Genomic DNA, 12241 nt, shown 5'->3' with positions numbered 1-12241 from the left:
CAAGTGGTGTGCTTTTTGAAAAACTGTTGATTGCAGTCTAAATTAGCCAGCCATATCTAGAAGCATGTTACGGATGTGACCGATTGCTTTAGTAGGGTTCAAGCCTTTAGGACATACAGATACACAGTTCATGATACCTTTACAACGGAACAGAGAGAACGGATCGTCAAGACGAGCCAGACGCTCTTGAGTACCTGTATCACGCGAATCAATGATGAAGCGGTATGCATTCAACAATGCTGAAGGACCCAAGAACTTGTCTGGGTTCCACCAGAATGATGGACATGAAGTTGAACAACATGCACAAAGAATACATTCATACAGACCATCAAGATGTTCACGTTCTTCAGGAGACTGCAGACGCTCTTTAGGAGGTGCAGGCTGGTTGTTGATCAAGAACGGATGAATCTTGTTGTACTGATCGTAGAACTGGTTCATGTCAACTACAAGGTCTTTAACTACTGGAAGACCTGGTAGTGGACGGATTGTGATTGTTTCTGGTAAATCATTCAGGTTCCACAGACATGCAAGACCGTTTTTACCATTGATGTTTACACCATCAGAACCACAAATACCTTCACGACATGAGCGACGGAACGTTAAAGATTCGTCTTGTACTTTTAAGGCCAGAAGTGCATCAAGCAACATACGGTGCTTGTCAGTCAATTCCAGTTTAAAAGTTTGCATGTACGGTGCTGCATCCTTATCAGGATCGTAGCGGTAGATATTAAATGTACGAGTACCTCTACTCATCTTACTTCTCCGAATTAGAATGTACGTGGTTTAGGTGGAATCGCATCAACCGACAATGGACGGTAACGCACTGGCTTATACTCAAGACGGTTGTCCGCAGAGAACCATAATGTGTGCTTCATCCACTCATCATCACGACGACCGTATGGGTATGCAGGATGGTCAGGAGACTCTTCAAAGTCTACTACCGTATGCGCACCACGGCATTCTTTACGCGCTGCAGCTGAAATTAGAGTCGCTTTAGCAACTTCATACAAGTTTTCAACTTCAAGTGCTTCAATACGTGCTGTGTTAAATACTTTAGATTTGTCTTTCAAGTGAATGTTGCGCACGCGCGGTTCAATTGCAAGAATCTGTTTCACACCTTCTTCAAGAAGTGCAGATGTACGGAATACACCAGCGTGGTCTTGAACGATATCACGAATCGCATCAGCAACTTCTTGAGCATTTTCACCTGTAGTTGATTCGTCAAGTTTACGAATACGTGAAACAGTTTGCTCAAGTACAGTTGTAGGAAGCGGTTCATATTCATCACCGTGGTGTTTAGTCACATAATCGATGATGTGCTGACCGGCAGCCTTACCAAATACAACCAAGTCAAGCAGTGAGTTTGTACCTAGACGGTTTGCACCGTGTACAGATACACATGAACATTCACCGATCGCATAGAAGCCTTTCACTGGTTTCGTGAAGTTGCGACCTTCTTGGTTAGTAGAATAGGTATCAGTATTCTTGTCGTAGTTCGTTACTAGAGGTTCAGATTCTGGAGACTCAGGAACAACTACCTGACCATGAATATTCGTAGGAATACCACCCATTTGGTAATGGATTGTTGGTACTACAGGAATTGGCTCTTTAGTAATGTCGACGTTCGCGAATTTCTTGCCAATCTCGAATACAGATGGCAGACGTTTCATGATGGTGTCAGCACCCAAATGAGTCATATCAAGAAGGATATAATCGCCTTTAGGACCACAACCACGACCTTCTTTGATTTCCTGGTCCATAGAACGTGATACGAAGTCACGAGGAGCCAAGTCTTTCAGAGTCGGTGCATAACGTTCCATGAACGGTTCGCCGTCTTTGTTACGAAGGATTGCACCTTCACCACGACAACCTTCAGTCAACAGTACGCCTGCGCCCGCAACACCTGTAGGGTGGAATTGCCAGAATTCCATATCTTGTAATGGAATGCCTGCACGAGCTGCCATACCAAGACCGTCACCAGTGTTGATATAAGCATTAGTAGATGCACGGTAAACACGACCAGCACCACCTGTAGCGAACAATGTAGCTTTCGCCTGGAATACGGCAATTTTACCAGTTTCCTGGTCAATTGCTGTTACACCTAGTACATCACCTGCTTCGTTACGGATCAGGTCAAGCGCGATCCATTCAACGAAGAACTGAGTACCCATTTTAACATTGCTTTGATAAAGCGTATGAAGAAGCGCGTGACCTGTACGGTCGGCTGCAGCACATGCACGTGGAACTGCTTTTTCACCGTAGTTTGCAGAGTGACCACCAAACGGACGTTGGTAAATCGTACCGTCTGCGTTACGGTCAAATGGCATACCTAAATGTTCTAATTCGTATACCACTTGCGGTGCTTCGCGAGTCATGAACTCGATCGCGTCCTGGTCACCTAACCAGTCAGAACCTTTAACTGTGTCGTAGAAGTGGTAATGCCAGTTATCTTCTTGCATGTTACCAAGAGATGCACCGATACCACCCTGCGCTGCTACAGTGTGAGAACGTGTTGGGAATACTTTAGTCAGTACCGCAACTTTCAAACCTGCTTGAGCAAGTTGGTAAGAAGCGCGCATACCAGAACCACCACCACCAACGATAACTGCATCGAAAGTTTCGTGTGGAATATTTGTGTAATCTTCTTTAGGGGTTATAGCGCCCATGATTGTTTCCTATCAATTCGCCCAAAAAATCTGGATTGCCCAGATCGCATATGCAAATACAGCAATAATCACTGCTGAAGTCAGTACAAGGCGTAAACCTGATGCTGATGGACCCATTTGACGAGTAGTCACATAGTCAGTGAATACCTGCCACATACCGATCCATGCATGCGCAACAAGAGATAAGACTGCCAACAAAGACATAATCTTCATTGGAACTGTCATCATAAAGCCGTACCATTGCTCGTAGTTGAAGCCACCATTCAGTAGGATCCAACCAAACACCACAACGGTATAAACAGCTAGAACTACAGCACTAATGCGTTGGACAAACCAATCACGAGAACCTGAACCTGTTAAACCAGTAGCACTTTTCATTAGAGTACGATCCATACAAATGCTGCAACAATACCGATTGCAGACAAGATTAATGAAATAGTAGCTGCAGTACGACCGCTTTGCAGTTCTTCTGCAACGCCGATATCTGCAAGTAAGTGCTTAATACCAGTGAACAAATGATAAATTAAGCCGGCTACAAATACCCATACGATAAAGCGAACAAAGAAACCGTTAAAGATTTCCTGCACTTCAGCAAAACCTTCTGCTGAAGACAATGATTTATCCAACAGCCACAAAAGGACCGGTACGAGTAAAAATACGATGACACCTGAAAGACGGTGTAGAATTGATGCAATAGCCACGGGTGATTTTAAGTTTACTTCTAAAACTTGACCCATGGACAAATTGACAGGTCTGTTGCTTTTCACAGCGGGCATCCTGTAGTTAAAAACTCCATCCGGAGTTTGTTGGAATTAATTCGAAGGAAAGCTGGCATTATCAGGCAAATACATGCCTAAACATAAAACGACACTGAATTATAAAACGTGAACTATTAAAATACAAACAACTGTATTTGGCTTTTTAAATAAAAAACCTTTAAATAAGAATCATTAACAACAACTTTAAGTTCTCCCCTACTTGCTTTATCTTCATATTTTCATTCTAGATATTTGTTTTTTAATAATTAACCTGATTAATTTAGCCTGTTATGTAGCCAAGCTTCGACTAAGTAGATTTAGACTAAAGATGAACGGTAAAAATGTAATTCTGCCCCTAAGTCCTTTAATCCCAAGTAAAATCATAAGGATATATTTCACAAATAAATAATGACTATTTATATAGAGGTATCTCAATTTGGAATTTTTGTACCAAAACCTACTTATCTCTTTGTAGATCATAGTTTTTTTGATGTTTTTAGACATTTTGGATTCAAAAAAACACTTATTTATTTTTGTTTAAGTTGCATTAAACAAAGTGAAGCAAATTTGCGAGCTATTTTTTAGCCGACTAAAGACAGCTAAAAAGAAAATTTATTGCTTTTATTTATAATTCAAGTTTGAAGTAAAAACTTAAGGAAATCGATGTAAGTTACGAGATTTATATAATTTTAAGTTGCAGCCTTAAAATATTTTCTCAATTTCTGCTTTATTTTTTGCTAGGAAAAAACGCTTACAAATACGGCAGAGACTATATTTTTTTCTGCACCTTCTGTTCAATTTGACTTATTATAGAGGTTTGGTACTGTGATTTTATTAAACTTTTTATACCAAGATAAATGACTAAACCACTGTGAGAATGTCATTTTTCATCCATAAGTATAATTGACAAAATTTCAGTAGCCACTAATCTTATAGCAAATTTTTGATCCGTCCGTTTTGTGCATTAAAAGATTGATAGGCAACTCGGATATACATTCACCAGGACAGGAGATCTATTGAATGTCTGAAGCAACTGGCAAGAAAGCCGTTTTACAGCTTGATGGCAAAGAAATTGAATTACCAATTTACAGCGGCACATTGGGCCCAGATGTAATCGACGTTAAGGATGTGTTGGCTGCAGGTCACTTTACTTTTGATCCTGGTTTTATGGCAACAGCTGCATGCGAGTCTAAAATCACTTTCATCGATGGTAATAAAGGTGTTCTTTTACACCGTGGCTACCCAATTGACCAGTTAGCAACTAAAGCTGATTACCTAGAAACTTGCTACTTACTTCTTAATGGCGAGCTTCCAACAGCTGAGCAAAAAGAAGAATTCGACGCTAAAGTTCGTAACCACACTATGGTTCACGATCAAGTAAGCCGCTTCTATAACGGTTTCCGCCGTGATGCTCACCCTATGGCAATCATGGTTGGTGTTGTTGGTGCGTTGTCTGCGTTCTATCATAACAATCTGGACATCGAAGATGTTAACCATCGTGAAATCACTGCGATTCGTTTAATCGCTAAGATTCCTACTTTGGCGGCTTGGAGCTACAAATATACTGTTGGTCAACCATTCGTTTACCCACGTAACGATTTGACTTACGCTGAAAACTTCCTGTACATGATGTTTGCTACTCCAGCAGACCGTGACTACAAAGTAGATCCAATTCTTGCGAAAGCAATGGACCGTATCTTCACACTTCACGCTGACCACGAACAAAATGCTTCTACGTCTACAGTACGTTTAGCTGGTTCTACTGGCGCTAACCCATATGCATGTATCGCTGCTGGTATCTCTGCACTTTGGGGTCCTGCTCACGGTGGTGCGAACGAAGCTGTTCTTAAGATGCTTGATGAAATCGGCACTGTAGAAAACGTTGCTGGCTTCATGGAAAAAGTGAAAACTAAAGAAGTTAAACTCATGGGCTTCGGTCACCGTGTGTACAAAAACTTCGATCCACGTGCGAAAGTAATGAAAGAAACTTGTGACGAAGTTCTTGGTGCTCTTGGCATCAACGATCCACAGCTTGCTCTTGCTATGGAACTTGAACGCATCGCACTTTCTGACGAATACTTCATCAAACGTAACCTTTACCCTAACGTAGACTTCTACTCAGGTATCATCCTTAAAGCGATTGGTATCCCAACAGAAATGTTTACTGTGATCTTCGCGCTTGCTCGTACAGTTGGTTGGATCAGCCACTGGTTAGAAATGCACAGCGGTCCTTACAAGATCGGTCGTCCTCGTCAGCTTTACACTGGCGAAGTTCAACGCGACATCAACCGTTAATTCGGTTAGCGTTGAAAGACGTAAGAAACCACCCTTCTGGGTGGTTTTTTTATGACTGACAAAAACCAACACAACCAAGATGTGAAAAACTTAAAATAGTAAACCTGAAGAATTTTCAATTTCTGCAAATTTCTAGAAATTACTCTTATATCGTTAAGGATTGAGTTTTAATGCTGTTTTACCTGCTTCCCTTCATCCTGAGAATGATTCGTTTTGATCAGTTTAAAAGCCGGAGTCTGACTTCAGGAGAAATCAAGCTTTGCCAGCAAGTCTTTGCTGACCTGATTGACTATTCAGCAGTCCGTGTCATGAATCACCCTTTCCTGCCTTGGCAATCCAAGCATGTGATTATGGCACCAAGTGGTTATATTCATGTGCGTAACCTGAATTATCGGGACGATTATTCTAAAGAAAGCCGTTCTTATCAGGCGCTTTTCATTCATGAAATGGCGCATATTTATCAATATCAGCAGAATATTAATGTGTTGTTTAAGGGTGCTTTTTTGCAAGCCGCTTATTTTTTAAGTATGGGAAAATATAATCCTTACAAATATCAATTTAATCCCAACAAATCCTTTTTAGACTATAACATTGAACAACAGGGAGATATTGCACGCGATATTTTTCTAAAAAAAATCCCTAATATTATTTTAAAAAATCAGTTAAGCAGATGATATTGAATATTTTTCACTCAAGTATTCTGTTGATTTCTATTTTTGGAAAATAAACTCATTTAAATCCAATTGAGTATTTTTTTGCATTTACCAGAATAAAAAAGCACCATAATAAATCATTTCTGATCATAACTTTGTATATCTGTTTCAATTCTCCTGAAACAGCTCTAGCATCTGCCTCAAATTTCGATAAAATAAGCCAAGTATGATATTTGTAGCTCGCAAATCAAGATTTAATGATCATGCGGTCATGACTTTTTTAATTTTGGCCATTTGGCATTTTGTTCGTATCAAACTGCACTCAGCTGGATAATTAGAATTTTAAAAATCAGTGATTTAGTGTATTCACCTATAGGAATAGGACTTAATTGGAATGAAAAGTTTTAAAATTGCGATTGCTCAATTCTCTCCACATGTGGGCAATTTAGATGCAAATACGCAGACAATGATAGATTTGGCAAATCAGGCCAAAAAAGATAATGCTGATCTTATTATTTTCCCTGAACTTTCAACTTTAGGTTATCCGGCTGAAGATTTATTAATTCGTCCAAGTCTGGCTAAACGTACAAAACTGGCGTTTGAGAAACTGACTGAAGTAAAAGATATCGTCATGGTCTTCGGGTTTGTCAATCAGGCTGAAGATGGTGAACGCTATAACTCAGCAGCCGTCATGAAAGATGGTGAAGTTTTAGGGGTTTATAATAAGCAAACTCTGCCAAACTATGGTGTATTTGATGAGAAACGCTATTTTGGTGAAGGACATCAGCATCTGGTCTTCGAATATCTGGGACACAAGTTTGGTGTTCTGATCTGTGAAGATGTCTGGTCATTATCTACCGTTCAACAGCTGGCTCAATTAAATATTGATACTGCGCTGGTTCTAAATGCTTCTCCATACGAAGTAGGCAAACCGCAACACCGTATCGATACCATGGCTGCACTGGTCAAACAGTTGAATATCAATTTGGTGTACTGTAACCAGGTAGGTGGCCAAGATGACCTCATTTTTGACGGCACCAGCTTTGTACTTAATAAATCAGGCGAAGTGGCTCTACAAGCGCCTAGCTTTGAAAAAGGCTTGTATATCGCTGAATATGATGCAGAAAAATTAGAGTTCAGCAAAGGCACGATTACTCCAGCCCTAGAAACCATGGCTGAGATTTATCAAAGTCTGGTGACGGCAACTCGTGACTATGTACAGCGTTCAGGTTTCCCAGGCGTGATTCTGGGTCTGTCTGGTGGTATTGACTCTGCCCTGACTCTTGCCATCGCAGCAGATGCGATTGGCCCTGACAAAGTCCAAGCAGTGATGATGCCTTATACCTATACTGCTCAGATCAGTGTAGAAGATGCCACTGAACAGGCGAAAACGATGGGTGTAACTTTCGGTATTGCTGAGATTAACCCGATTGTAAGTGGCTTCTTGCAAACCCTGTATCCATTCTTTGGCAATGCCCCTGTAGATGCTACTGAGGAAAACCTGCAAGCGCGCGCACGCGGTACTTTATTAATGGCGCTTTCTAACAAGTTCGGCAATCTGGTTCTGGCAACCGGTAATAAATCCGAACTTGCCGTTGGTTACTGCACACTATATGGCGATATGGTCGGCGGCTTCGCGGTATTAAAAGATGTTTATAAAACCATTGTGTTTGAACTGGCAAAATACCGTAACAGCATCGCAGAAACTCCAGTAATTCCTGAGCGTGTCATTACTCGTCCACCATCAGCAGAACTTCGTCCAGATCAGGTCGACCAGGATTCATTACCGGCTTATGAAGTGCTTGATGCGATTCTTTATGCTTATATTGAAGAAGATCTGAGCCAAGATGACATCATTGCCAAAGGCTTTGAAGCTGAAGTCGTGAAAAAAGTGATTCGTCTAGTTGATATTAACGAATACAAACGTCGTCAAGGGGCAATTGGTCCACGTATCAGCTCGCGGTCTTATGGTCGTGAACGTCGCTATCCAGTCGTTAATGGTTGGAAAGCAGGTATCTAAGTTTTAACAAAACTAGATTAGCCATAATGCCCAAGTAAATGCTTGGGCATTTTTTTATCTTTAAGCAATAAATAGGGTTAAGAAATTAAAAGAAGATTCAAAAATTTAAACAGAAAGAAATTTAGAAGAACTTTCTCTTAATTTTTTATTAATATTTTTATGGTACAAAAAAAGAGACCAAGCTGAGAGCTTGGTCTTTAAAAATGGTGGCTATGACGGGACTTGAACCTGTGACCCCCGCATTATGAGTGCGGTGCTCTAACCAACTGAGCTACATAGCCGTAAACTGTGTGCGCATTATCGTAATTTCAGGTTGTATCGTCAAGCATTTTAAACCACAAATGTTCAGTCTTTATGCAAATTAATCATAAACCCTTAAACTTTGTACAAATCATGCTTTAATTCGAAACCTATTAGCAAATACTATGAAAATTAGTATCTTTTTTTAAAGCCAAATCTGAATCGAAGTCGTATCAAATAATATTTAATTTTAAGAATAACTTGCTGAAGAAACAAAATAAAAAGTGAATCTACTACCTTTTCCTATCGCTATAATGCTTTTCCAAATATGGCCAATAGTATCTCTGGATTAAAGCAAAACTGAAGATGACGAAATTCAAAATATACCTAAGCCTGCTCCTATTGAGTTTTACAAGTTTAGCCACTGCAACTGTTATTTATCCAAGCAGCAGATTTTTAGGATGTGAAGATGTAAAGGATCTGGCTCAAGAAGTCATGCTCTTTAGACTCAAAGGTGCACCTCAGAAATGGATGATTCAGCAAATAAAGCAGCACTACGGTACAGAGAATGATCTCCATGCTCTGATTGGTATAAAACTTACTGAAAAAGCGTTTAAATATGAAATACTATAAGATCAGTTTGAACGCTCAACCTTAATTAAAAATTTTGCAATTGATCACTATAATGAATGTGAGAAATCCATTTCAGATCATGATCAATCTAAACAAGAAAATAACGGTATTACCCCACCCTCGGAAAGGGAAATTTTAGAACACTAAAATTATGCTGATAGAAGCTTACTATTAGAAATAGCAGGCTATCTTTATGCAGTTTGATAGATTTTTTATTATTAAAATCTCAATTTTAAACCTGTCCCTACAGTTTTATATAACAGGGATTTTTTGAATCTAAAATTACAGGTAATAATACATTATTAAAATTAGATGGCTTTCTTAACCTAGTTCATTAATATTCTAAAATCATATTATTTTAATCTTAAAATATAATTATAAATCAAAAACTTATAAAATATACCAACCATTAAAAATTATTGCTTTGTTAAACATAATACTGAGGTATTTACTTGGTTTTATTTTTATAAAATACGCGCTATGATCAAAGTATAAACAACAATTCGTACACGATTTTAACGCGTCATATTTTTATAAAACTTATTTCCGATAAGGAGAATTCTAATGTCATTTGAACATATTTTAGTACCCGTTGACGGTTCAGAAACTTCCTACGCTGCAGTCGATAAAGCCGTCGAAATTGCCAAAGCATTTAATAGTAAAGTGACAGTGGTTCAGGTGCTGGCACTTGATCCCTATATCGCTGCTGAATACATTACAGCAGCTCAAACCAATGATCTGGTTGAACGTGCCCGTACCGCGATTTTAAAAACACTTGACGAAGCAAAAGCAAAATTTGCTGCGGCAGGTATTGAGGCAGAGACTCAGTTACTTGAAGGTCAGGTGATTTATAGCGAAATTGTCAAGGCAGCTGAATCCTTGAATACTGATCTGATTGTAATTGGTTCACATGGCCGTACTGGATTTAAGAAACTGTTCCTGGGAAGTGTTGCGCAAAGCATCTTGGGACAGGCCAATGTTCCTGTAATGGTCATCCGTAAGTAATAAAAAATCCCCACTTCAATCAAGTGGGGATTTCTCTTTCAAACAAATCCATCCCATTGAAACTGCTTTAAGCTGCCCCAATTTCCAGCACATAAAATCCCTTCTGCGCCTAATTTTTGCTGTTGAATATTATGTCCATATTCATCCAGTTTATTGAGACTGATCTTACCTTGAGCATTCAGGACACGATGCCAAGGCAAATCGGTTTCTGTATCAAGCTGACTTAAAACCCTACCTACCAGACGTGCATGTTTAGGCAAGCCAGCCAGCTTAGCGATCTGCCCATAAGTCGCTACTTTCGCATAAGGAATTTGGCTAACCACACTCAGAATCATTTGTGCCATTTCCTGGCTTGCACTTGATGTCATAGGCTTTCAATCTTGATAGAAAATTCTAATAATTAGAAATTCTCCGGATTCTCTAAACGCTTCACTTCCTGTACTTTGTCAGGATGATGCACTGTTGCTACTCCATCTGCATCTTTCTTATCAATCAGCATTTCTGGCTGGAAGATGGTGATGGTTTCATTTCCATTTGCATCCTCCCCTACAATATACTGAAAACCGCGACGGTTCATTTTGTGGCACATCCGCTGATACCAGCCTTTAAAACCTTGGGTTTCTTCATTCGGGTTGTAATAAAAGGCATTCATTACGGCTGGCAAACCTAGGCCACAAACCACCCCTGAAAGAAGCACCACAATAAAGGTATATCCAATCAGAATACTGCTATATGCTTCCAGTTGTGGAATATTGGCCACTGCCAGAATCAGGGCTAAGGAAATCCCGCCACGTACACCGCCCCAAGACAGAATGGTTAAACTGCCGTTATAACTCTTCTTGCTCATTCTAGGGAATAATGCAAAAGACAGATGGTTGGCCAGGAATCGCGCCAAATGCAGAATTATGAAAGCAACAATTCCGCCTAGAACCAGACTGGTGCTTAGATCAATAATGAACAATTCCAGGCCGATCAAGGTGAACAGGAAGGAATTGATAATCCCCTCTACCGTATGCCAGAAATGGTTTACATCACCGATATCTGCATCAGCCAGAATTTCTTTCCATTTATTACCGACAATCAAGCCGCCTATTACACAGGCAATTGGTGCAGAAGCATGCGCCAGTAAAGCAACCAGATATGAACCACAAGCCAACAGTGCAGTAGTTAATATCAGTGATTCCATTTCATGCTTACCGCGCAGAATACGTAAAATCGCCAAACCAAACCCAATTCCGATCAAGACTGCCACGACAATTTCATAAAGCAATGTTTGCAGGACGGCGAGTAAGGTAAAGTTTTCACCTTGCAGTACATTTAATAAGGTCATAAATAATGCAATACACATGGCATCATTAAACAGCGACTCACCTTCCAGCTTCACGATCAAATGATGGGGTGCGCGTACCGAACTGAGGACACCTTTAATCCCAATTGGATCCGTTGCTCCGAGCGCAGCACCTAGCAATAGTAGAACCAATATATCGACATGGTTACCAATCAGAAACTGATAACCGTACAGCGCAATACCAAAGAAAACTGCACAGAAAACCAATGCCAGACTGGCCAGAATACCAATCGGCCGCCAGTGATTGCGTAAATCTGAAACCTTAAACTTCAATGCGGATGAAGTCAGAATAAAACAAATCACACCATTAATCAGGAAGTCATAAAAATCGACATGGCGAACTGCTTTCTCAATATTATCAATATTGATGCTAAAAAATGGATTACCCTGTAACAGGCTGGCACACCATTGCAGGATAAATACAAAAATAGCGGAAACAATCGGCACACCAATCGCTTGAGGAAAACTTAGAACACGTTTGTTGAACATGGTAGTGGCAATTGACAGAGCAAAGACCACCGTCAACAGTTGTAAAAAAAAGAAACTTCCCATTAGGTTTCCTAAGATTTGGCAATTTGCAGCCGTGAGCTGAAAGATTTACTTGAAATATAAGTTTAAAAAAA

General features: G+C 39.9%; 11 protein-coding genes and 1 tRNA gene. 5 read left to right on the top strand and 7 right to left on the bottom strand.

All coding sequences use genetic code 11. The features are described 5' to 3' along the window. Window positions 1-42: 42 nt before the first annotated feature. The 4 genes from B3143_RS06490 to sdhC are packed head-to-tail and all read right to left on the bottom strand — an operon-like array spanning window position 43 to window position 3442. Window positions 43-753, bottom strand: a complete 711-nt coding sequence (locus B3143_RS06490; protein WP_034170519.1) for a succinate dehydrogenase iron-sulfur subunit — start codon at window positions 751-753, stop codon at window positions 43-45. A gap of 14 nt (window positions 754-767) precedes the next feature. After that, window positions 768-2666 carry an FAD-binding protein gene (locus tag B3143_RS06485; RefSeq protein WP_034170520.1) on the bottom strand — a complete coding sequence of 633 codons (1899 nt, stop codon included), beginning with the start codon at window positions 2664-2666 and terminating at the stop codon, window positions 768-770. 12 nt (window positions 2667-2678) lie between these two features. Continuing rightward, window positions 2679-3044 carry a succinate dehydrogenase, hydrophobic membrane anchor protein gene (gene sdhD / locus B3143_RS06480; RefSeq protein ID WP_004782980.1) on the bottom strand — a complete coding sequence of 122 codons (366 nt, stop codon included), beginning with the start codon at window positions 3042-3044 and terminating at the stop codon, window positions 2679-2681. Beyond that, complete coding sequence (gene sdhC, locus B3143_RS06475; protein WP_034705238.1) at window positions 3044-3442, bottom strand: succinate dehydrogenase, cytochrome b556 subunit; 399 nt, start codon at window positions 3440-3442, stop codon at window positions 3044-3046. The genes sdhD and sdhC overlap by 1 nt, the downstream gene beginning before the upstream one ends. Window positions 3443-4444: 1002 nt before the next feature. Here sdhC and gltA point away from each other — a divergent pair. From gltA to B3143_RS06460, 3 genes are all read left to right on the top strand, one after another. After that, window positions 4445-5719: a citrate synthase gene (gene gltA / locus B3143_RS06470; RefSeq protein WP_004782984.1), complete on the top strand. Its 1275-nt coding sequence runs from the start codon at window positions 4445-4447 to the stop codon at window positions 5717-5719. A 170-nt stretch (window positions 5720-5889) separates the two neighbouring features. Continuing rightward, window positions 5890-6393, top strand: coding sequence for a hypothetical protein (locus B3143_RS06465; protein WP_034170521.1), 504 nt, complete (start codon window positions 5890-5892; stop codon window positions 6391-6393). Between the two features lie 373 nt (window positions 6394-6766). Continuing rightward, entirely contained in the window at window positions 6767-8392 is a 1626-nt protein-coding gene (locus B3143_RS06460; protein ID WP_034170522.1) for an NAD+ synthase, read from the top strand. A gap of 204 nt (window positions 8393-8596) precedes the next feature. Here the strand turns inward: B3143_RS06460 and B3143_RS06455 are convergent. After that, a tRNA-Met gene (locus tag B3143_RS06455) sits at window positions 8597-8673 on the bottom strand. 325 nt (window positions 8674-8998) lie between these two features. Here B3143_RS06455 and B3143_RS06450 point away from each other — a divergent pair. Both B3143_RS06450 and B3143_RS06445 read left to right on the top strand, forming a co-directional pair. Next, on the top strand, window positions 8999-9265 hold the full coding sequence (locus B3143_RS06450) for a hypothetical protein (RefSeq protein WP_228301720.1): 267 nt from the start codon (window positions 8999-9001) through the stop codon (window positions 9263-9265). Between the two features lie 564 nt (window positions 9266-9829). Beyond that, entirely contained in the window at window positions 9830-10270 is a 441-nt protein-coding gene (locus tag B3143_RS06445; RefSeq protein ID WP_005234607.1) for a universal stress protein, read from the top strand. A gap of 38 nt (window positions 10271-10308) precedes the next feature. Here B3143_RS06445 and B3143_RS06440 read toward each other — a convergent pair whose 3' ends face one another. Next, window positions 10309-10605, bottom strand: a complete 297-nt coding sequence (locus tag B3143_RS06440) for an MGMT family protein (RefSeq protein ID WP_208462455.1) — start codon at window positions 10603-10605, stop codon at window positions 10309-10311. A gap of 65 nt (window positions 10606-10670) precedes the next feature. Next, complete coding sequence (locus B3143_RS06435) at window positions 10671-12170, bottom strand: cation:proton antiporter (protein ID WP_208462439.1); 1500 nt, start codon at window positions 12168-12170, stop codon at window positions 10671-10673. Window positions 12171-12241: the final 71 nt, after the last annotated feature.

It is taken from the genome of Acinetobacter sp. UBA1496 (assembly GCF_002324975.1).
In the GTDB taxonomy this organism is placed as follows: domain Bacteria; phylum Pseudomonadota; class Gammaproteobacteria; order Pseudomonadales; family Moraxellaceae; genus Acinetobacter; species Acinetobacter variabilis.
This window is presented reverse-complemented; position numbering and strand designations above follow the sequence as displayed.